Annotated in this window: 25 protein-coding genes; all 25 read left to right on the forward strand. The window is 68.3% G+C overall.

The features are described 5' to 3' along the window. Window positions 1-262 precede the first annotated feature (262 nt). The 25 genes from B5D62_RS08960 to trbJ all read left to right on the forward strand — a co-directional run bounded on the left by B5D62_RS08960 (window position 263) and on the right by trbJ (window position 19,232). On the forward strand, window positions 263-1,186 hold the full coding sequence (locus B5D62_RS08960) for a DUF2493 domain-containing protein (protein WP_085933597.1): 924 nt from the start codon (window positions 263-265) through the stop codon (window positions 1,184-1,186). A 79-nt stretch (window positions 1,187-1,265) separates the two neighbouring features. Next, window positions 1,266-1,520 carry a FitA-like ribbon-helix-helix domain-containing protein gene (locus B5D62_RS08965; RefSeq protein ID WP_085933391.1) on the forward strand — a complete coding sequence of 85 codons (255 nt, stop codon included), beginning with the start codon at window positions 1,266-1,268 and terminating at the stop codon, window positions 1,518-1,520. Further along, entirely contained in the window at window positions 1,517-1,939 is a 423-nt protein-coding gene (locus B5D62_RS08970) for a type II toxin-antitoxin system VapC family toxin (protein ID WP_085933392.1), read from the forward strand. Before B5D62_RS08965 ends, B5D62_RS08970 begins: the two co-directional genes overlap by 4 nt. 173 nt (window positions 1,940-2,112) lie before the next feature. Then, a complete protein-coding gene (locus tag B5D62_RS08975; protein ID WP_085933393.1) occupies window positions 2,113-2,553 on the forward strand; it encodes a hypothetical protein in 441 nt (146 codons plus the stop codon). Window positions 2,554-3,129: 576 nt separating this feature from the next. Further along, entirely contained in the window at window positions 3,130-3,453 is a 324-nt protein-coding gene (locus B5D62_RS08980; protein ID WP_011315360.1) for a DUF736 domain-containing protein, read from the forward strand. 207 nt (window positions 3,454-3,660) lie between these two features. Then, window positions 3,661-3,912 (forward strand): helix-turn-helix domain-containing protein, encoded by a 252-nt coding sequence (locus B5D62_RS08985; protein WP_055459953.1) that lies wholly within the window; start codon window positions 3,661-3,663, stop codon window positions 3,910-3,912. A gap of 138 nt (window positions 3,913-4,050) precedes the next feature. Continuing rightward, the gene (locus B5D62_RS08990; RefSeq protein WP_037016610.1) at window positions 4,051-4,296 is read left to right on the forward strand and encodes a DNA -binding domain-containing protein; all 246 of its coding nucleotides are present in this window, start codon (window positions 4,051-4,053) and stop codon (window positions 4,294-4,296) included. 126 nt (window positions 4,297-4,422) lie between these two features. Further along, window positions 4,423-4,677, forward strand: coding sequence for a transcriptional regulator domain-containing protein (locus B5D62_RS33930; RefSeq protein ID WP_085933394.1), 255 nt, complete (start codon window positions 4,423-4,425; stop codon window positions 4,675-4,677). Next, entirely contained in the window at window positions 4,580-5,194 is a 615-nt protein-coding gene (locus B5D62_RS33935; protein ID WP_231714750.1) for a DUF2285 domain-containing protein, read from the forward strand. Before B5D62_RS33930 ends, B5D62_RS33935 begins: the two co-directional genes overlap by 98 nt. Before the next feature lie 131 nt (window positions 5,195-5,325). Continuing rightward, on the forward strand, window positions 5,326-5,601 hold the full coding sequence (locus B5D62_RS09005) for a helix-turn-helix transcriptional regulator (RefSeq protein ID WP_085933395.1): 276 nt from the start codon (window positions 5,326-5,328) through the stop codon (window positions 5,599-5,601). Between the two features lie 10 nt (window positions 5,602-5,611). After that, on the forward strand, window positions 5,612-6,490 hold the full coding sequence (locus B5D62_RS09010) for a replication initiator protein A (protein ID WP_085933396.1): 879 nt from the start codon (window positions 5,612-5,614) through the stop codon (window positions 6,488-6,490). A 208-nt stretch (window positions 6,491-6,698) separates the two neighbouring features. Continuing rightward, a complete protein-coding gene (gene parA / locus B5D62_RS09015) occupies window positions 6,699-7,337 on the forward strand; it encodes a ParA family partition ATPase (RefSeq protein ID WP_085933397.1) in 639 nt (212 codons plus the stop codon). After that, window positions 7,334-7,588, forward strand: a complete 255-nt coding sequence (locus tag B5D62_RS09020) for a ribbon-helix-helix protein (RefSeq protein ID WP_085933398.1) — start codon at window positions 7,334-7,336, stop codon at window positions 7,586-7,588. Before parA ends, B5D62_RS09020 begins: the two co-directional genes overlap by 4 nt. Beyond that, window positions 7,585-8,094: a DUF2840 domain-containing protein gene (locus B5D62_RS09025; protein WP_085933399.1), complete on the forward strand. Its 510-nt coding sequence runs from the start codon at window positions 7,585-7,587 to the stop codon at window positions 8,092-8,094. Before B5D62_RS09020 ends, B5D62_RS09025 begins: the two co-directional genes overlap by 4 nt. Next, window positions 8,091-8,636, forward strand: coding sequence for a S26 family signal peptidase (locus tag B5D62_RS09030; RefSeq protein ID WP_085933400.1), 546 nt, complete (start codon window positions 8,091-8,093; stop codon window positions 8,634-8,636). Before B5D62_RS09025 ends, B5D62_RS09030 begins: the two co-directional genes overlap by 4 nt. A gap of 45 nt (window positions 8,637-8,681) precedes the next feature. Then, window positions 8,682-9,017, forward strand: coding sequence for a DUF736 domain-containing protein (locus B5D62_RS09035; RefSeq protein ID WP_085933401.1), 336 nt, complete (start codon window positions 8,682-8,684; stop codon window positions 9,015-9,017). A gap of 4 nt (window positions 9,018-9,021) precedes the next feature. Further along, entirely contained in the window at window positions 9,022-9,798 is a 777-nt protein-coding gene (locus B5D62_RS09040) for a lytic transglycosylase domain-containing protein (protein WP_085933402.1), read from the forward strand. Between the two features lie 244 nt (window positions 9,799-10,042). Next, a complete protein-coding gene (locus B5D62_RS09045; protein ID WP_085933403.1) occupies window positions 10,043-11,782 on the forward strand; it encodes a relaxase/mobilization nuclease domain-containing protein in 1,740 nt (579 codons plus the stop codon). 28 nt (window positions 11,783-11,810) lie between these two features. Further along, window positions 11,811-13,796: a conjugal transfer protein TraG gene (locus tag B5D62_RS09050; protein WP_085933404.1), complete on the forward strand. Its 1,986-nt coding sequence runs from the start codon at window positions 11,811-11,813 to the stop codon at window positions 13,794-13,796. Window positions 13,797-13,802: 6 nt separating this feature from the next. Further along, on the forward strand, window positions 13,803-14,237 hold the full coding sequence (locus B5D62_RS09055; RefSeq protein ID WP_085933405.1) for a CopG family transcriptional regulator: 435 nt from the start codon (window positions 13,803-13,805) through the stop codon (window positions 14,235-14,237). A 169-nt stretch (window positions 14,238-14,406) separates the two neighbouring features. Further along, the gene (trbB, locus tag B5D62_RS09060; RefSeq protein ID WP_085933406.1) at window positions 14,407-15,390 is read left to right on the forward strand and encodes a P-type conjugative transfer ATPase TrbB; all 984 of its coding nucleotides are present in this window, start codon (window positions 14,407-14,409) and stop codon (window positions 15,388-15,390) included. Next, entirely contained in the window at window positions 15,387-15,746 is a 360-nt protein-coding gene (locus tag B5D62_RS09065) for a TrbC/VirB2 family type IV secretion system protein (RefSeq protein WP_139373776.1), read from the forward strand. Before trbB ends, B5D62_RS09065 begins: the two co-directional genes overlap by 4 nt. After that, window positions 15,743-16,024: a VirB3 family type IV secretion system protein gene (locus B5D62_RS09070; protein WP_085933407.1), complete on the forward strand. Its 282-nt coding sequence runs from the start codon at window positions 15,743-15,745 to the stop codon at window positions 16,022-16,024. The genes B5D62_RS09065 and B5D62_RS09070 overlap by 4 nt, the downstream gene beginning before the upstream one ends. Before the next feature lie 8 nt (window positions 16,025-16,032). Further along, window positions 16,033-18,471: a conjugal transfer protein TrbE gene (gene trbE, locus B5D62_RS09075; RefSeq protein ID WP_085933408.1), complete on the forward strand. Its 2,439-nt coding sequence runs from the start codon at window positions 16,033-16,035 to the stop codon at window positions 18,469-18,471. Then, a complete protein-coding gene (gene trbJ / locus B5D62_RS09080) occupies window positions 18,468-19,232 on the forward strand; it encodes a P-type conjugative transfer protein TrbJ (protein WP_085933409.1) in 765 nt (254 codons plus the stop codon). The genes trbE and trbJ overlap by 4 nt, the downstream gene beginning before the upstream one ends.

Genomic DNA, 19,232 nt, shown 5'->3' on the forward strand with positions numbered 1-19,232 from the left:
CGCGCCGGGACAGAGCCGCGCCCGCGGCCTTCCTGAGAGGCGAACGGGACGGCAAGCGGCCCGCCCGGCAATGGCTGCGGCCGGCTATTTTCCGCCGGCGCTGACGCGCCTTTGCATCGCCAAGCAAAATAGCCGGCCTTCGCCATCCTCCGCTGGCGCTTCGGCCCTGCGCTTCGCTCCGGGTGCAGGGCCGGCCCGCCCGCCGTCTTCCGTCGCCATGAAGGCCGCGAGGGTCGCGGCCGATCCAGCGACGGAGCATCCCATGACCACCGACGACGACTTCGAACCCCACCACAGTTCGTCCCCGACCGATCACGTCCTCACCGAGCTGCAGCTCTATGGCTTCCGCCCCTTCCAGGACGAACCCGACCCGCGCCCGCTTCCCGAGGGCAATGCCGTCGCCGGAGCCATCGCCGACATCTTCGACGCCCTCGTCGCCACGCTCGGCGGCACCCGCCTCGAGCCCGATCTCGAGGACCTGCTGTGGTCGACCGTCAACCTCTTCCATCGCGCCGCCGACCGCGTCGCCCACGAGCTCGACAACAACGAGCAGGCGCAGCGTCGCAGCCAGCGCGAGCAGGATGGCACCGAGGTCAAGTCCGTCGAGCTGGAGCGGCTCATCGCCGAGGGGCAGACGCTCATCGAACGCCGCGACGCCTTCGAGCTCATGCGCGACCAGGCCTGCGAGCATTTCGAGCGCCACACCGGCTCGGCCTGGCGGCCGCGCAGCGGCTCGCTTGTCAACCACCGCGCCATGACCGCGGCGATGATCGACAGCCGCGACTTCCTCGCCGCGAAGAAGCGCGCCGAGACCGGGGTCATGCTGCCGCCCGGCCCGAAGGTCGCGCTGAGCGGCGGGCTCGACTTCAACGATCATCGCCTGATCTGGGCCAGGCTCGACCAGGTGCACGCCAGGCATCCGGACATGGTGCTCATGCATGGCGGCTCGCCGAAGGGCGCCGAGCGCATCGCGGCGCGCTGGGCCGATCACCGCAACGTGCCGCAAATCGCCTTCAAGCCGGACTGGACGAAGCACGCCAAGGCCGCGCCCTTCAAGCGCAACGACGCCATGCTGGAGGTGCTGCCCATCGGCGTCATGATCTTCCCCGGCACCGGCATCCAGGGAAACTTGGCCGACAAGGCGAAGAAGCTCGGCATCCCGGTCTGGCGGTTCGGCGGCGCCTGAGCGCCGCCATCACCCTTGAAGAATGCTATCATTTCCGCCATATTGATAGCATCGCAGTCAATTTTCAGGGGATGCTATCTTGCCCGCTGTCACTATTCGCAACCTCTCGGAGGAGGCGCATCGCGCTTTGAAGGTCCGGGCGGCGCAGCACAACCGCAGCACGGAAGCCGAAATGCGCGCCATTCTGGAAGCCGCCGTGCGCCCGGCGGGGCGGCTCAAGATCGGCACCGCGCTCTCGGAGATGAGCCGCGAGATCGGGCTCACCAATGCCGATGTCGAGGCGCTCGAACAGGCTCGTGACACCCGGCCCGCCGAGCCAATGCGCATCGAATGATCCTGCTCGACACCAACGTCGTCTCCGAGGCGATGAAGCCCGAGCCGCGCCCGTCGGTCCGGGAATGGCTCGACGCCCAGGCCGCGGAAACGCTCTTTCTCTCCAGCGTCACCATCGCGGAGCTGATGTTCGGCATCGGCGCCCTGCCCAGGGGCAAGCGCAAGGACCGCCTGGCAACCACGCTCGACGGCGTGATGGAGCTGTTCGAGCCGAGGATACTGTCCTTCGATACGCAAGCGGCGCGGCGATACGCCGACCTCGCCGTCAAGGCGCGCAAGGCCGGCAAGGGCTTCCCCACGCCCGACGGCTACATCGCCGCGATCGCCGCCGCGCAGGGCTTCGCCGTGGCGTCGCGCGACACCACCGCGTTCGCGGCCGCCGGCCTGACAGTCATTGATCCCTGGACCGCCGGCGGCTGATTGGCAGCCAGCGAAGTTACTTCCGTTGCGGAACAATCAGGTTCATCTGCACCAAACGGAAACCGTTCGCGATGTCCGCTCACGCGCCATCGATCTTATGTTATAGAGCCGTTGCGCCGTGGTGGTGGTGGAAGGCGCGACCGTCAGATCCTTGTCTCACGGAGGCCACCACCATGATTTTACTCAGCGTGCTCGCCAGTATCGCCGCCATCGGCGTGATCTGCTGTCTCTTGTTCTACCTTGCCGTCTATGCGCTGCCGCTGTTCGCGGGCGTCACGGCAGGCGTCTGGGTGTATGGCACAGGCGCCGGCTGGCTCGGCGGAATCACCGTTGGGGCGGTCGCCGGCCTCGCAACCCTTCTGGCCGGACATCTCCTGCTCGCATTCGCCAGGCCGCTCTGGCTGCGGCTCATGATTGCCGCCGCTTTCGTCGCGCCGGCCGCCATCGCCGGCTATCACGCGACACATGGCATCGTGAAGCACACGATGCCCTCCGAAACTTGGCAGGTCGTCTTCTCGCTGGTCGGAGCCGTCGTCGTCGGCATCACCGCTCTTGCCCGGCTGGCGACGCTGGCCCCGCCCGGCCGGACCAGACAGGGCGTGGCGCGCGCCTGAGGCCTTTTCAGCGCTCTGGGCGTGACCAGATCACGCCGCCTGTGCGCTGCTCCTCGCCTATTGGCAATTCGGGGGGATGAGTGCTGGGTCGCGCTGACCCATCGGTCGCGGGCAGCGTTCGATCGCGGGATTGGCCCGCGCGACGAACCTCCACGCCCTCGAAGGCAGCGGGCTGATCGCAGGCCTGTCCCTGCTCATCGGGAGCATCGATGCGGCCGGGCGCCTCGACGCGGGATGAGCGCCGTGCGCCGACCCCGCCGTCCCTCTCGGTTGCACGATGGCGGCGCCAGGTTCTCCTTGATCCTCTCTGCCTGATCGAGCGCTCCATGCGGCCTCTGTGATGGGCTGATCTGGCCGCAGGCCGGCTTCGCCTCGATCGCCTATGCCGCAATGGCGCCGGTCGACTTTCTTCCCCTGGGCTGCGCCCATTCCTCGCGAAACAAGAAAGTCTCCCGGCAGCCATCCTCCGCTCCGCTCCGGCCTGCAAGCAGGTGCGGCGTCGATCGCCTGCGGCCTGCCGATCGCCATCGAGGCCGCAATGGTGCGGGCTCGAAACAGACATCAAGGAGAACCATCATGGCGACCATCGGCACCTTCAAGAAGTCCGGCAACGAGTTCGTCGGCCAGATCGTCACCCTCAGCGTCCAGGCCAAGAACGTCCGCATCGTCCCCGAAGCCAACCGCTCCGGCGAGAACGCCCCCAGCCACCGCGTCTTCGCGGGCCGCGTCGAGATCGGCGCCGCCTGGGCCAAGCGCTCCAACGAGGGCCGCGACTATCTGGGCCTCAAGCTCGACGATCCGAGCTTCACCGCCCCGATCTACGCCAACCTCTTCGACGACGAGGACGGCGACGGCTACAGCCTGATCTGGTCCCGCCCGAACCGCCGCAACGGCGAATGAGGCGCAAGCCCCAAGCCCCGCCCGGGCAACCGGGCGGGGCTTGGCCAGCTCGTTGCAGCCGACACGGCGGGGCGACCGAATCGGTTCGGCGCGATTCGCCCAACTTCCCGTCTTTGGCTGCCAATTTTGCTCGCCTCGTTGGCCAAGAGCGACTATTTTAGTCGTAGTTCTGGCACGCTCGATCGGCCCGGTGGGAGGTGATCATGCATGATCACCGCCCGACAATCGCGGGCCGCTCGCGCGCTGCTGGGATGGACGCAGGAGACGCTCGCCGACAAGGCCCTGGTATCGCTGACGGCGCTGAAGCGCCTGGAGTCGGGCCATCGCGCCGTTTACGAGTCGACGGAAGATCAGGTCCGCCGCACGCTGGAGGCCAACGGCATCGTCTTCCTGTCGTCAGACCAGGGCGAAGGAGTGATGCTTGTCCGCGCGAAGGCCGAGACCCGCAAGAACCGATGATGCCGCGGGGCGCCGCGGGCATCGATCCTTCGTGCCGACGCGTCGCCTTGCGCTCAGCGCCCGTGGGCGTAGCGTCAACAGCTCGTCGACGCGCGCCAGCGTCGGCCCGCGGGGTTCAGTTTGACACACGATCCGTTCATGGACGAACCGCCGCAGAGCGCCGTTCTGACCAGCTACGACCGTGCGCACATGAAGCTCTATCTGCGCCTGCTCGACGCCGAAACGGACGGCGCTGACTGGCGCGAGGCGGTCGAGGTCCTCTTCGGGATCGATCCCGCAAAAGAACCGGAACGCGCCAGCCGCGTGCACCGCAGTCATCTCGCGCGCGCCCGCTGGATGACCGAGCAAGGCTACCGGCAGCTCGCCCGTGAGACGGACAAGTGATGCCCATCCGTGATGCCGTCACGGCATCGCGTGTTGCGCAAAACGGGACTTCCCCAACTCCGATGGCCTCGCAATCGTACAGCTCCTTCGCACGCGCCCGGCCCGCGGGTCGGGGGAGGAAACAGAATGGGGCCCGACACATCGCGCTGGCGCTCGTCCGACACCTACGACTACCTGGATCAGCTCGTCGCGCCTGACCTTGCCTGGGAATGCCTGAGGCGCAACGCCGTCTATCAACGGGATTTTGCCGAAAGCACGCGCTCCCCCGACGCGACCGAGCGCCTTGCCGCGACGATCCAGCGGCGCTGGGGGCTCCGCTTTCGCGATCGACCCGGCGCTCGACGCGACCGCAGCGACCGTATTCTGGGCGCCAGACATTGACCCCGGAACGGTTATTCTCACGACCGTTCCTGCCGCATCGACCGTCGAGAGCACCGTCCTTCCCGAACTCGATCCGGATACCGCCCGCGCCGGCCCCGACGGGCTCAGCATCGTCCACGGCCGCGGATCGAAGACGGTGCGGGTCCTGCTCGTGTCCGATGCTTCGCCGGCGCGCCCGCTCGTGGCCCTGGTTGCGCTGGGAGCCGACGGGCTTGACCGGATCGAGGCGGTCGCCCGCCTCTGGCGGGCCATCAACGGCCGGCGCGTCCCGGCCGACGCGAGGCTGACGAGCCAGCAGCGACGACGGCTCCGCCGCATGCTTCAGGCCGTCGACGGCCGCCACGAAGGCGCGAGCTATCGCGAGATCGCCGAGGCGATCTTCGGGGCCGCGCGCGTTGCCGATTCCCCCTGGAAAACCTCCGCCCTGCGCGACGCGACGATCGATCTCGTGAAGGATGGCCTCGCGCTGATCGCCGGCGGCTATCGCTCCCTCCTGCGCCGGCGCCGCCGCCCATAGCTCGGGCCGCCGCGGGGGTGCGAATTCAGCACTCGCATCTTCGCCATCCCCCGACGCAGTGCCCCTCCGCCACCGTGGCCGCCGTTCGCCGGTGCTCGCCGGCAGCCTCAACGAACGCCCGGAGGTGCGACATGACCAATCTCGCCGGCTTTCCGCCGCGCTTCTTGCGGACGCCGGAGGCCGCCGACTTCCTCGGCCTCTCCAGCCGGACACTGGAGAAGCATCGCACCTACGGCACCGGCCCGGCCTACCGGAAGCTTGGTGGCCGCGTCGTCTACGCGCTCGACGATCTCAAGGCCTGGGCCGACCGCGGCGCCGTCACCTCGACGTCCGATCCGCGCGGCTCCGTGCTGCCGGCGAAGCGTCACGGCCCGGCCCCGGTGCAGGCCGGCCGCGACCGCCGTTGAGGTACGGGCCATGTCCTCGGCGCGACGCAATGGCGAGCGGGAGCAGCTCGATCTCTTTCGGGCGCTGCCCGGCGACCTCGCGCCACGCGACGCGCAGGACCTCATGGCCTATCCGTTCTTCTCGCTCGCCAAGTCGAAACGACTGACGCCGATCGACTTCAAGGCCGGTCCGATCGTCATCCGCGTCGAAGCGGTCCCGGAGCACGGAATGGCGACCATCTGGGACGCCGACGTGCTGATCTGGGCGGCCTCGCAAATCGTCGAGGCGCGCGATCTCGGCCTGCGGCCGTCACGCCTGATGGCGGCGACGCCATACGAAATTCTCTCCTTCATCGGCCGCGGCGTGAGCGTGCGCGACTATGACCGGCTGAAAGCCGCTCTCGACCGCTTGCAGTCGACCACCGTGGCGACGTCGATCCGCCAGCCGACCGAACGGCGGATGCATCGCTTCTCCTGGATCAACGAATGGAAGGAGCGAGCGGACGCGCACGGCCGTCCGCTCGGCCTCGAGCTGATCGTGCCGGACTGGTTCTTCGCCGCCGTCCTCGACGACGCGCTGGTGCTGACCATCGACCGCGCCTACTTCCGCCTGACCGGCGGACTGGAGCGCTGGCTCTACCGCCTGGTGCGCAAGCACGGTGGCCGCCAGCCGTCCGGCTGGAGCTTCGACATTGCGTATCTCCACGCGAAGTCCGGCAGCCTCTCGCCGCTCAAGCACTTCGCCTACGACCTGCGCGAGATCGTCCGCCGGCAGACGCTGCCCGGCTACCGGCTGACCATCGAGCAGCCGGCGGACGCCCCGGAACGCCTCGCTTTCGTTCCCGTCGATCCCGCGGCCCTCCCTCCGCCAGTTCAGCGTCAGACCTCCCGCGCTGGGGACAAGCTGTGAATCGCCTCGTGCCATCAGGGACTGGACCTATCGTGCCATCGGGGACCCGATCCTCGTGCCATCGGGGACCGGATTCATCGAATCCGAGCGTCGATTCAAAGCAATGCGCGCGGCGTAACTCTTCTAACCAAGATTCCTTCGGAATCTTTCTAACGGCCGCTCCGCGTTCCACACCTGTGGATGAGTGCCGTCAACGGGAGGCGGCGCCATGATCGTCGCGCTGCTCAACCAGAAGGGCGGTGTCGGCAAGACCACGCTCGCCCTCCATTTCGCCGGCGAATGGGCACGACGCGGCCAGCGCGTCACCGTCATCGACGCCGATCCGCAAGGTTCTGCCCTCGACTGGTCGCAGCAGCGCGCCCGCGAAAGCCTGCCGCGCCTGTTCGGCGTGATCGGCCTGGCGCGCGACACGCTTCATCGCGAAGCCCCCGAGCTGGCGCGTAATGCCGATCACATCGTCATCGACGGTCCGCCCCGCGTCGCCGGGCTCATGCGCTCGGCGCTGCTCGCGGCCGACATCATCCTGATCCCGGTGCAGCCGTCGCCCCTCGACGGCTGGGGATCGGCCGAGATGCTCACGCTGCTGAGCGAGGCGCGCATCTATCGCCCCCAGCTCGTCGCCCGCTTCGTCCTCAATCGATGCGCCGCGCGCACTGTCATCGCGCGCGAGACCGCGCTCACGCTCGCCGATCACGACCCGCCGCTGCTCGCCTCCAGAATCGGTCAGCGTGTCGCCTTCGCCGAGGCCGCGCAGTCCGGCCGCCTCGTCTGGGAAGTACACACAGAAAGTCCGGCGGCGCGCGAGATCACCGCTCTTGCGGCCGAAGTCGGGAGGCTGGCGCGATGACGCAGCGCTCCCCGAAACGCGCCTTCATCGCGCGGCCGGCCGATCCCGAACGCTGGATCAAGGCATCTGCACCGCGCCCCAACAGCAACGACGACGCGGCCGCTTTCAGCGCGCGGCTGACGATCGACATCACGCCGGAGCTGCGCGGCCGCATCAAGATCGCAGCCTTCCAGCGCGGCCTGACCGTCGCGGACATGCTGCGCGACCTGCTCGCCCGCGAATTCCCTCCAGTCGAAGGAGACCAGCCATGACCGGTGCGCCTCACCTGCGCCTCGTGCCGTCGCCGCTTCCCGCCGACGGCCTGACACGCGTCGAGCTGACCTGGATCGAGAAGAAGGTCGAATACTGGATCCGCTTCGGCAAAGAGAAGGAGGAGCAGATCCTCGACCGGCGCCGCCGTGTGCTCGCCTTCACGCCCAACAGCACCTTCGCCTTCGTGCGCTGGGCCTCCAACGACCACGGCACCATCCTCTCGCGCATCGACATCGTGCGCGCGATCACGCCCGGCGAGCGCTATCAGACGCTGCCCTTCGTGCGCCCCGGCGGCGACATCCTTCTCAAGATGGAGGGCTGGCCGAGGGTCGAGCGCGTCCTCCAGATCGTCGATGCGATCGAGGCGATCGGCATCGACCCGGCCGAGGTGTCGCCGCATCACTGGCGCCACGTCCACCACCGCCTGACCGCCGGCCAGGAGCCGCGCCGCTACACCGTCGAGCAGCATCGAGCGATCCTCCTGCGGCGGAGGGTCGAGCCGTGACGCGCTTCGGCTACATCGTGACGACCTCCTTCGCCGTGGTGGCGGTCGGCGTCCTCTCCTGCCTTCCGGTTGCCCCGAAGCTCATCTGGAACGCGTCCGCCAGCGTGCCGCTCGGCCTCTATTCCATCGCGCCTGCGCGTCATCTCGAAGTCACCGACCTCGTCGCCATCCGCACGCCCGAACCGCTCGCCTCCTTCATGGCCGAGCGCCGCTACCTGCCGCGCGGCGTGCCGCTGATGAAGCGCATCGCCGCCATTGCGGGACAGCAGGTCTGCCGCGACGGCGCGCACATCACGATCGACGGGATCGACATGGGCGACGCGCTGGCGCGCGACCGTGCCGGCCGCAGCCTGCCGTCCTGGCAGGGCTGCCGCCGCATCGCCGACGGCGAAATCTTCCTCATGAACTGGGCCGCTCCCGACAGCATGGACGGCCGATATTTCGGCCCGCTCTCCACGAACACGATCATCGGCCGCGCGATCCCGCTGTGGACCGACGAGGACGGCGACGGCCGGTTCGAATGGCGTGCCGCAACGCGGTGACGGCGCACCAAGCACACCCTCTTCACCGCACATAGGGAGCTTTCAATGCCACAGATCGGAGAGTTCACCCGCACCAAGAACGGCTATGCCGGGCACGTCCGCACGCTCACGCTGAACGGCGAGATCGTGCTCATTCCGGCCGAACATTCCGACGCCGAGAACGCGCCGGATTACCGCGTCCATCTCGGCGACAGCAACGGGCCTGAGATCGGCGCCGGCTGGAAGCGTACCGGCGAGAAGGCCGGCGATTACGTCTCCGTCCAGATCGACGACCCGGCGCTCAGCCAGCCGATCCGCGCCAACCTGTTCCAGTCGGGCGACGCGAAGTCCGTCTGGGGCCTGCACTGGAACCGTCCCCAGAAGCGGCCGGAGCGGGACTGAGGCGATGCCCATCCGCTCGACATCGTGGAAACGGAGTGAAGACGCCGGGCGACGCTCGCTCGTCCGGCGTCTTCCCGCTCTTCTCCTTTCCGGCCTGCTGATCGCCGCGCCGTTCACCAGCGTTGCGCTTGCGCAGAACGCGTCTGCCGCGCGTCTTCGGAGCGACCACACAATCGCTGACTACATCGCGGAAGCGGCGCGGCGTTTCGGCGTGCCCATCGCATGGATACGGGCCGTCATGGACGCGGAAAGTGCCGGCGATGTCCACGCCGTCTCTCGCAACGGCGCGATGGGCCTGATGCAGATCATGCCGAATACCTGGTCGGAGCTGCGCATGCGCTACGGTCTCGGCCGCGATCCTTTCGATCCGCGCGACAACATCCTGGCCGGTGCCGCGTACCTGCGCGAGATGCACGACCGCTACGGATCGCCGGGCTTCCTCGCGGCGTATAATGCCGGCCCGCAGCGGTACGAGCAATACCTCGCGGGCGGGCGCGCATTGCCGGCGGAGACGCGTGCCTATGTCGCGACGCTGGCGGCCCTTGTCGGCGGCAAGCCGCTCGGGCGCGCGACCACAATTTCGGCCGCTGATCCGCTCGCCTGGACTCGCTCTCCTTTGTTCGTCGTGCGCGCGAACGGCAGTCCGAATGCAAAACCATCGCAAGACCAGCGCGTGCGCGGTGACAACGCGACAGCACCACGAGCGCGGGACGCGGCAGCGCTTTCACCGCGCTCCTCCGGCCTCTTCGTCGCGCAAGCGAGTCCGGACCCGCAGCAATGACGCGCTCGTTGCCCAATCGCGATGTAGCGACCCCCAGCGCACAAGAGCGTGTGGTGAGGCGGGAGGGCGCAACCACGTCCGCACGATGGCAGGATAAAGGGGCGCGATGTGCGCGCCATGACGGTCGTGGTTTTTCAATAGCTTGCATGCCGAAACCGCGAGGTGCGCCGTCCCGGCGCAGCCTGCGGCTTCGGCACTCTTTCAACGAATTCCGTCGCTTGGCGCGATGTGCGGGGCCGCGGCCATGAGCGCCGAGGACGACTTCCGCATCCGCCCTGGCCGCATCCGCTCCACCCGTGCGCAGCGGGCACGGCCCTTCATCGCGCAGGCGCTCGCCGCCGCTCAGCGCGCCGGCGGCTCCGTCTCGCGCAAGGGGACGATCGGGCCCGGCCATCGCTCGCGCTTCGGCCGAGGCCAGCGCGCCACGGTGCAGGCGAACCGCCTCATCACGTCGCGCTCGCGCGGCGCCGTCGTGAAGGCGCGCGTCGTCCGCCACAGCGCACGCGGCGCGCCGCTCGCGACCCATCTCGGCTATCTGCGGCGCGAGGGCGTCACCCGGGACGGAGAGAAGGCGCGGCTCTTTGGTCCCGGTACTGACGACGCCGATCCGAAGGCTTTCGCGGAGCGCTGCGCGGACGATCGCCACCACTTCCGCTTCATCGTGTCGCCGGACGACGCGATCGAGATGGCGGACCTCAAGCGGTTCACCCGCGACCTGGTCGGCCAGATGGAGAGAGACCTCGGGACGAGGCTCGACTGGGTGGCGGTCGATCACTGGAACACCGAGCATCCGCATGTCCACCTGATCGTGCGCGGCGTTCGTGACGACGGCGAGAACCTCGTCATCGCGCGCGACTACATCAAGGAAGGCATGCGCGACCGGGCGCGCGAGCTGATCACCCAGGAGCTGGGCCCCCGTACCGATCGCGACATCCGCACCGCGCTGGAGCGACAGATCGCGGCCGAGCGCTGGACGAACCTCGATCGCCAGCTCGCACGCGACGCCCATCGGACGGGCATCATCGATCTCGCGCCGCATGCCGGCCGCCAGCCCGACGAATTCCATGCGCTGAAGGTCGGCCGCCTGCGCAAGCTGGAGGGGTTCGGCCTCGCCGAGCAGATCGGCCCTGGCCAATGGGTCATCTCCGATGAGGTCGAGAAACGCCTGCGCGAGCTCGGCGAGCGCGGCGACATCATCAAGCGGATTCATCGCGGCCTCGCGGAGCGCGGCCTCGAACGCGGGCCTTCGAACTACGTGCTGGCCGGCGAGAGCCTGGACGAGCCGATCGTCGGCCGCTTGCTGGCGCGCGGGCTCGACGACGAGCTGAAGGGCACCGCCTACGCCGTCGTCGACGGCATCGATGGCCGCACCCACCACATCAGGCTTCCCGATCTCAACGCCGCCGGGGATTCCGCCCCAGGCTCGATCGTCGAGTTGCGCAAGTTCGACGACGCCCAGGGCCGGCGGCGCGTCGCGCTCGCCGTCCGGTCGGACCTTCCGCTCGAGCAGCAGATCACGGCGAACGGCGCCACCTGGCTCGACCGCCAGGCGATTGCGCGCGAGCCGATCCCGCTCGGCGCCGGCGGCTTCGGCGCCGAGGTCCGCGACGCGCTCGACCGCCGGGCCGAGCATCTCATCGGCCAAGGGCTCGCCGAGCGTCAGGGCCGCGGCGTCAGCTTCAGCCGCAACGTGATTGAGACGCTGCGGCGCCGCGAACTCGACGCGCTGCGCGAACATCTCACGACCGAGACCGGCCAGACGGCCGTCAAGTCCACCGCCGGCGAATACGTCGCGGGCACCTATCGCCGCCGCTTCGATCTAGCTTCCGGCCGGTTCGCGATGCTCGACGACGGCCTCGGCTTCCAGCTCGTGCCCTGGTCGCCCTCGCTCGAACGGCATCTCGGCCGCCATGTCTCCGGCGTCGCGCGCGGCGACGGCGGGATCGACTGGAGCTTCACCCGCAAGCGGGGGATCGGCCTGTGACGAGAGGATCGGACAAGGAGAGCGCGTGATGTCCGCGACCAAGATTCTCTGGGGTCAGATTCTGGTCGTCGCGCTGATCATCCTTGCGACAACCTGGGGCGCGACGGAATGGACGGCATGGCGATTGGGCTTCCAGGCACAGCTCGGCGAACCCTGGTTCGTCGTGTTCGGCTGGCCGGTCTACTATCCCCCCTCCTTCTATGCGTGGTGGTTCTTCTACGACGCCTATGCCCCGGCGATCTTCGTGGAGGGCGCTTATATCGCGGCGTCGGGCGGGTTCATGGCGGTCGCCGCCGCAATCGCCATGTCGGTATGGCGGGCCCGCGAGGCGAAGAACGTCGACACCTATGGCTCGGCGCGATGGGCCCGGCCCGATGAGGTGAAGGCCGCCGGCCTCCTCGGCCCCGACGGCGTCGTGCTCGGCAAGCTCGGCCGCGACTACCTCCGGCACGACGGGCCCGAGCACGTCCTCTGCTTTGCCCCGACCCGGAGCGGCAAAGGCGTGGGTCTGGTCATCCCGTCCCTGCTCACCTGGCCCGGCAGCGCCATCGTCCACGACATCAAGGGCGAGAACTGGCAGCTCACCTCCGGCTTCCGCGCGCAACACGGGCGCGTGCTGCTGTTCGATCCGACCAATGCGAGGTCGTCGGCCTACAACCCGCTGCTCGAAGTCCGGCGCGGCGAATGGGAAGTCCGCGACGTCCAGAACATCGCCGACATCCTGGTCGATCCGGAAGGCTCGCTCGAGAAGAGGAACCATTGGGAGAAGACCTCCCATGCGCTGCTGGTCGGCGCCATCCTCCACGTGCTCTACGCGGAGGAGGACAAGACGCTCGCGGGCGTCGCCTCCTTCCTCTCCGATCCGCGCCGCCCGATCGAATCGACGCTCGCCGCCATGATGAAGACCCCGCATCTGGGAGAGGCCGGACCGCATCCGGTCATCGCGAGCGCGGCCAGGGAGCTCCTCAACAAGTCGGACAACGAACGCAGCGGTGTCCTGAGCACCGCAATGTCCTTCCTCGGCCTCTACCGCGACCCCGTCGTCGCGGCCGTCACGCGCCGCTGCGACTGGCGCATCACCGACATCGTCGGCGGCGCGCAGCCGACGACGCTCTACCTCGTCGTGCCGCCGTCCGACATTGCGCGGACCAAGCCGCTGATCCGGCTGATCCTCAACCAGATCGGCCGGCGGCTGACGGAAGATCTCCATGCGAAGTCCCGGCGACACCGCCTCCTTCTCATGCTCGACGAGTTCCCGGCGCTCGGACGCCTCGACTTCTTCGAGAGCGCGTTGGCCTTCATGGCCGGCTACGGGTTGAAGTCGTTCCTGATCGCACAGAGCCTCAACCAGATCGAGAAGGCCTACGGACCGAACAATTCGATCCTGGACAATTGCCATGTGCGGGTAAGCTTCGCGACCAACGACGAGCGCACGGCTAAACGCGTGAGCGACGCGCTCGGCACTGCGACCGAGCTGCGCGCGATGCGCAACTATGCCGGACATCGCCTGAGCCCCTGGCTCGGACACCTGATGGTGTCGCGTTCGGAGACGGCCCGGCCGCTGCTCACGCCGGGCGAGATCATGCAGCTCCCGCCCACAGACGAGATCGTGATGGTCGCCGGCACACCGCCCATCCGCGCCAAGAAGGCACGGTACTTCGAGGATCGGAGATTACTGGCGCGCATCTTGCCGCCGCCGGTGCTGAAGGCGGCGGAAGACCAGCAGGCGAATGACTGGACCGGCACGCCCATGCCGTCGCGACCTTTGCAGGAAGCCGCGCCGCTCGTGAGCGGCATGGATGACGAGGACACGACTGGCTCCGAGAAGCGGCGCCAGCCGGAGCTCAGTCGCGTGGCCCCGGTCGAGAAGAAGCCGCCGATCGACAACGAGTTCGAGATCGATCCCAATGATGACGAGCCGGACGATGCCGCACGGCTGAGCCGCATGAACCGTCTCGTCCAAGGCCTCGCGCGCCAGGTCTCCCTCGATCCCAACGACGGCATGGAGCTGTAGGCCGCCATGCCGAACCCGAACAAGAAGCAGCGGCTGTCCGTCTATCTCGAACCCGGCGTGGCCAGGGCGCTGGCGGAATATGCCGCGCGACGCGCCCAGTCGCGCTCCCTCGTCGCAGAGGCGGCCATCGCCTCATTCCTCTCACCCGACGTCGCCGAACGGCAGGAGGCAGCGCTCACCAAGCGGCTCGATCAGCTCGATCGACGCATGGCGCGCCTGGAGCGTGATCTCGGCATCGCCGTCGAGACACTCGCGGTCTTCGTCCGCTTCTGGCTGACCACGAACCCACCGCTGCCAGAGCCCGCGCAGGCCGCCGCGCGTGCGAAGGCCGGCGAACGCTACGACGCCTTCGTCGCCGCGCTCGGCCGGCGACTCGCCAAGGGGCCAAAGCTCGGCCAAGAAATCTCCGAGGACGTTCCGGGCGAACCGAGTAACGAATAAGCGAGATCACGACGCTCGCAAGTCGTCAGCGGCTTCGCCGTTTCCCTGTATTTCTACGCCACACTACGACGACCCCATCGCGCTTGTTGCGCCGCCCGATTTTCTGCCTCTTCTACTCATCCCCGATCCAGGACCGCTCGCGAGCGGTCCCGCGCAGAACGGGGACGACATGGCGGTTTCATTCCAGCAATCCGAGGCGGTCCTTCGCGGCAACCGCATGCTGCGCACCGCCCTCGGCCCGGCCATCGCCGGTTTCCTGGAAGACCCGTCGATCGTCGAGGTGATGCTCAACCCGGACGGGCGGCTCTGGATCGACCGGCTCTCGGAGGGCCTGGCCGATACGGGTGAGCGACTGTCGCCCGCTGACGGCGAGCGCATTGTCAGGCTCGTCGCCCATCATGTCGGCGCCGAGGTCCACGCAGGGAGCCCACGCGTTTCGGCCGAGCTGCCCGGAACGGGAGAGCGCTTCGAGGGCCTGCTGCCGCCCGTGGTCGCGGCGCCGACCTTTGCGATCCGCAAGCCCGCCGTCGCCGTATTCGGTCTGCAGGACTATGTGGCCGCCGGCATCATGACGGCCGACCAGGCCGAGATTCTCCGCCGCGCCGTCGCCGACCGCCGCAACATCCTGGTCGCTGGGGGGACGAGCACCGGCAAGACCACGCTCACCAACGCGCTCCTCGCGGAAGTCTCGAAGTCGGCGGATCGCGTCGTCCTCATCGAGGATACGCGCGAGCTTCAATGCGCGGCGCCCAATCTCGTCGCCATGCGCACCAAGGACGGCGTCGCCACGCTCTCCGACCTCGTGCGCTCTTCCCTGCGCCTGCGCCCCGACCGTATTCCGATCGGCGAAGTGCGCGGCGCCGAGGCGCTCGATCTTCTGAAGGCCTGGGGCACCGGACATCCCGGCGGGATCGGCACGATCCACGCCGGCACCGCCATCGGCGCGCTCCGCCGCCTCGAGCAGCTCATCCAGGAAGCCGTCGTCACGGTCCCGCGCGCGCTGATCGCCGAAACCATCGATCTCGTCGCGGTGCTGAGCGGCCGCGGCGCTTCGCGCCGTCTTGCCGAGCTCGCCCGCGTCGAAGGCCTTGGACCCGGCGGCGACTACCGCATCACCGCCGCGACAGCAGGCTCAGCAGGAGATCACGCATGACCGCCGCCCGACAGCCATCAACTAAGCAAGGCCTATTCATCGGCTCGGTTCTCGACCGGATCGGCACCATCGGTCTGACTGCGGCAGGACTTCTCTACGCGGCGCCGGCCTATGCCAGCGGCTCGTCCATGCCGTGGGAGCAGCCGCTCCAGCAGATCCTGCAATCGATCGAAGGCCCAGTGGCCAAGGTCATCGCGGTGATCATCATCATCGTCACTGGCCTGACGCTCGCCTTCGGCGATACGAGCGGCGGCTTCCGCAGGCTGGTGCAGATCGTGTTCGGCCTGTCCATCGCGTTCGCCGCGAGTTCGTTCTTCTTGAGCTTCTTCAGCTTCGGCGGCGGGGCGCTGGTATGACCGCTGGTACCCTCGACGCCGCCGAGGTGCCCGGCTTCTCCGTGCCGGTGCATCGGGCGCTCACCGAACACATCCTCCTCGGCGGCGCGCCGCGCTCGATCGCCATCCTCAACGGCACGCTCGCCGCCGCGCTCGGGCTCGGCCTGCGGCTCTGGCTCGTCGGCCTGGGCCTCTGGGCTGTCGGTCACTTCGCGGCGGTGTGGGCGGCGAAGCGCGATCCGATGTTCGCCGAGGTCACGCGCCGGCATCTGCGCATTCCGGGCTTCCTGGGCGTGTGAGGCGGCCGATGATGAACCTCGCCGAATATCGCCGCGCTTCCTCGCGCCTCGCCGACTTCCTGCCCTGGGCGGCGCTCATCGGAGAGGGCGTCGTCCTCAACAAGGACGGCAGCTTCCAGCGCACGGCCCGCTTTCGCGGCCCCGACCTCGACTCCGCCGTGCCGGCCGAGCTGGTTGCGGTCGCGGGCCGCCTCAACAATGCGTTTCGTCGCCTCGGCTCCGGCTGGGCGATCTTCGTCGAGGCGCAGCGCCACGGCGTCGGCGCCTATCCATCGAGCCGCTTTCCCGATGCCGCCTCCGCGCTGGTCGACGCCGAGCGCAAGGCGGACTTCGAGGAGGCGAGTGCGCATTTCGAGTCGAGCTACTTCCTCACCTTCACCTACCTGCCGCCTGTCGAGGACGCCGCGCGCGCCGAGAACTGGCTCTATGAGGGCAAGGCCGATCGCGGCGTCGATCCGCACGAGATCCTGCGTGGCTTCGTCGATCGCACCGACCGCGTGCTGCAGCTCATCGAGGCCTTCATGCCCGAATGCGCCTGGCTCGATGACGGCGAGACGCTGACCTACCTCCATTCCTGCATCTCGACCAGGCGCCATCGCGTGCGCGTGCCCGAGACGCCGATGTATCTCGACGCGCTGCTGGCCGACCACCCGCTCACCGGCGGCCTCGAGCCGCGGCTCGGCGACGCGCATCTTCGCGTGCTTACGATCGTCGGTTTCCCGACGGCAACCACGCCCGGCATTTTGGATGAGCTGAACCGGCTGGCGTTTTCTTATCGCTGGGCGACGCGCGCCATCCTCCTCGACAAGACCGACGCGACCAGGCTGCTCACAAAAATCCGCCGGCAGTGGTTCGCCAAGCGCAAGAGCATCGCGGCGATCCTGAAGGAGGTGATGACCAACGAGGCGTCGGCTCTCGTCGACACCGATGCCGCGAACAAGGCGGCCGATGCGGACCTCGCGCTCCAGGAGCTGGGCGCCGACTACGCCGGCGAAGCTTACGTCACCGCGACGGTGGCGGTCTGGGACAATGACCCCCGCATCGCCGCCGAAAAGCTGCGGCTGGTCGAGAAGGTCATCCAGGGCCGCGACTTCACCGCGATGCCCGAGACGATCAATGCGGTCGACGCCTGGCTCGGCTCGCTGCCCGGGCATGTCTACGCCAACGTGCGCCAGCCGCCGATCTCGACGCTCAATCTCGCCCACATGATCCCGCTGTCGGCGGTGTGGGCGGGACCGGAACGCGATGAGCACCTCGCTGCGCCACCCTTGCTGTTCGGCAAGACCGAAGGGTCCACCCCGTTCCGGTTCTCTTTGCACGTCGGCGACGTCGGTCACACGCTGGTCGTCGGTCCGACCGGCGCCGGCAAGTCGGTGCTGCTGGCGCTGATGGCAACGCAGTTCCGGCGCTATTCCAACTCGCAGGTCTTCGCCTTCGACTTCGGCGGTTCGATCCGCGCCGCGGCGCTTGCGATGGGCGGCGACTGGCACGACCTCGGCGGCGGTCTCACGGAAGGATCGGCCGAGAGCGTTTCACTGCAGCCGCTCGCCGGCATCCACCATGTCCCCGAACGCGCCTGGGCCGCCGACTGGTTCGTGGCGATCCTGATGCGCGAGGGCGTCGCCATCACACCCGAGGTCAAAGAGCATCTCTGGACCGCGCTGACCTCGCTGGCGAGCGCGCCCGTCGTCGAACGCACGATTACCGGCCTCGCGGTGCTCCTGCAATCGAACGATCTCAAGCAGGCGCTGCGGCCCTTCTGTGTCGGCGGGGCCTATGGCCGCCTGCTCGACGCCGAGCACGAGCATCTCGGTGAAGCGTCGGTCCAGGCGTTCGAGACCGAGGGCTTGATCGGGACCGGCACGGCGCCGGCCGTGCTCGCCTATCTGTTTCATCGCATCGAGGATCGCCTCGACGGGCGGCCCACCTTGCTGATCGTCGACGAAGGCTGGCTCGCACTCGATGACGAAGGCTTCGCGGGCCAACTGAGAGAATGGCTGAAGACGCTGCGGAAGAAGAACGCCAGCGTCGTCTTCGCCACGCAGTCGCTCTCCGACATCGACAACTCGCCGATCGCGCCGGCCATCATCGAGAGCTGCCCGACGCGATTGCTGCTCCCGAACGAGCGGGCGATCGAGCCGCAGATCGCCGCGATCTACCGCAGGTTCGGCCTGAACGACCGCCAGATCGAGATCCTCGCCCGCGCGATGCCGAAGCGCGACTACTACTGCCAATCCCGCCGCGGCAATCGCCTCTTCGAGCTCGGCCTCTCCGACGTCGCCCTCGCGCTCTGCGCCGCGTCCTCCAAGACCGACCAGGCAGCCATCGACCGCATCCTCGCCGAGCACAGCCGCGACGGCTTCCTGCCGGCATGGCTGCGCCACCGCGGCGTCGCGTGGGCGGCCGACCTCATCCCAAGCCTCACCAATCTGGAGATTCCGTCATGACAATCCGTCGCTCGCGCGCGGCGCTTCTCGCCGCGACGGCTCTTTCGCTTCCGCTCACGTTCGCTCCCGTCATGGTCGCCCCCGCCTCGGCCCAGTGGATCGTCTACGACCCGACCAACTACGCGCAGAACGTGCTGCAGGCGGCTCGCGCGCTGGAGCAGATCAACAACCAGATCACCTCACTTCAGAACGAGGCGCAGATGCTGATCAACCAGGCCCGCAATCTCGCGAGCCTGCCGTATTCGTCCTTGCAGCGTCTGCAGCAGTCCATCCAGCGCACCCAGCAGCTTCTCGGTCAGGCGCAGAACATCGCATTCGACGTTCAGCAGATCGACCAGGCGTTTCAGACGACCTACGGCAATGCCTCGCTGTCCGCGTCCGACCAGCAATTGATCGCCGATGCGCGCACGCGCTGGCAGAACACGGTCGGCGGCTTGCAGGACGCGATGCGCGTCCAGGCGACCGTCGTCGGCAATCTCGACACCAATCGGACGGAGATGTCGGCGCTGGTCGGCCAGAGCCAGGGCGCGACCGGCGCGCTGCAGGCGACCCAGGCCGGCAACCAGATCCTCGCGCTCCAGGCCCAGCAACTCGCCGACCTCACCGCCGTCGTGGCGGCCGATGGACGCGCACGTGCTCTTGCCGACGCCGAACGCGCGGCCGCGGCGGAACAGGGCCGCGAGCAGCGCCGGCGCTTCCTCACCCCCGGCGCCGGCTATCAGCCCGGCAATGCCAGCATGTTCCCGAGCAGCGGCAACTGA

The sequence above is a fragment of the Enhydrobacter aerosaccus genome (assembly GCF_900167455.1).
Taxonomy (GTDB): Bacteria; Pseudomonadota; Alphaproteobacteria; order Reyranellales; family Reyranellaceae; genus Reyranella; species Reyranella aerosaccus.

Bases quoted from the DNA above. Each gene is read 5' to 3' on its own strand.
- B5D62_RS08960 (WP_085933597.1), top strand. From the start codon at position 263: ATGACCACCGACGACGACTTCGAACCCCACCACAGTTCGTCCCCGACC.
- B5D62_RS08970 (WP_085933392.1), top strand. From the start codon at position 1,517: ATGATCCTGCTCGACACCAACGTCGTCTCCGAGGCGATGAAGCCCGAG.
- B5D62_RS08975 (WP_085933393.1), top strand. From the start codon at position 2,113: ATGATTTTACTCAGCGTGCTCGCCAGTATCGCCGCCATCGGCGTGATC.
- B5D62_RS08980 (WP_011315360.1), top strand. From the start codon at position 3,130: ATGGCGACCATCGGCACCTTCAAGAAGTCCGGCAACGAGTTCGTCGGC.
- B5D62_RS08985 (WP_055459953.1), top strand. From the start codon at position 3,661: ATGATCACCGCCCGACAATCGCGGGCCGCTCGCGCGCTGCTGGGATGG.
- B5D62_RS08990 (WP_037016610.1), top strand. From the start codon at position 4,051: ATGGACGAACCGCCGCAGAGCGCCGTTCTGACCAGCTACGACCGTGCG.
- B5D62_RS33930 (WP_085933394.1), top strand. From the start codon at position 4,423: ATGGGGCCCGACACATCGCGCTGGCGCTCGTCCGACACCTACGACTAC.
- B5D62_RS09005 (WP_085933395.1), top strand. From the start codon at position 5,326: ATGACCAATCTCGCCGGCTTTCCGCCGCGCTTCTTGCGGACGCCGGAG.
- B5D62_RS09010 (WP_085933396.1), top strand. From the start codon at position 5,612: ATGTCCTCGGCGCGACGCAATGGCGAGCGGGAGCAGCTCGATCTCTTT.
- parA (WP_085933397.1), top strand. From the start codon at position 6,699: ATGATCGTCGCGCTGCTCAACCAGAAGGGCGGTGTCGGCAAGACCACG.
- B5D62_RS09020 (WP_085933398.1), top strand. From the start codon at position 7,334: ATGACGCAGCGCTCCCCGAAACGCGCCTTCATCGCGCGGCCGGCCGAT.
- B5D62_RS09025 (WP_085933399.1), top strand. From the start codon at position 7,585: ATGACCGGTGCGCCTCACCTGCGCCTCGTGCCGTCGCCGCTTCCCGCC.
- B5D62_RS09035 (WP_085933401.1), top strand. From the start codon at position 8,682: ATGCCACAGATCGGAGAGTTCACCCGCACCAAGAACGGCTATGCCGGG.
- B5D62_RS09040 (WP_085933402.1), top strand. From the start codon at position 9,022: ATGCCCATCCGCTCGACATCGTGGAAACGGAGTGAAGACGCCGGGCGA.
- B5D62_RS09045 (WP_085933403.1), top strand. From the start codon at position 10,043: ATGAGCGCCGAGGACGACTTCCGCATCCGCCCTGGCCGCATCCGCTCC.
- B5D62_RS09050 (WP_085933404.1), top strand. From the start codon at position 11,811: ATGTCCGCGACCAAGATTCTCTGGGGTCAGATTCTGGTCGTCGCGCTG.
- B5D62_RS09055 (WP_085933405.1), top strand. From the start codon at position 13,803: ATGCCGAACCCGAACAAGAAGCAGCGGCTGTCCGTCTATCTCGAACCC.
- trbB (WP_085933406.1), top strand. From the start codon at position 14,407: ATGGCGGTTTCATTCCAGCAATCCGAGGCGGTCCTTCGCGGCAACCGC.
- B5D62_RS09065 (WP_139373776.1), top strand. From the start codon at position 15,387: ATGACCGCCGCCCGACAGCCATCAACTAAGCAAGGCCTATTCATCGGC.
- B5D62_RS09070 (WP_085933407.1), top strand. From the start codon at position 15,743: ATGACCGCTGGTACCCTCGACGCCGCCGAGGTGCCCGGCTTCTCCGTG.
- trbE (WP_085933408.1), top strand. From the start codon at position 16,033: ATGATGAACCTCGCCGAATATCGCCGCGCTTCCTCGCGCCTCGCCGAC.
- trbJ (WP_085933409.1), top strand. From the start codon at position 18,468: ATGACAATCCGTCGCTCGCGCGCGGCGCTTCTCGCCGCGACGGCTCTT.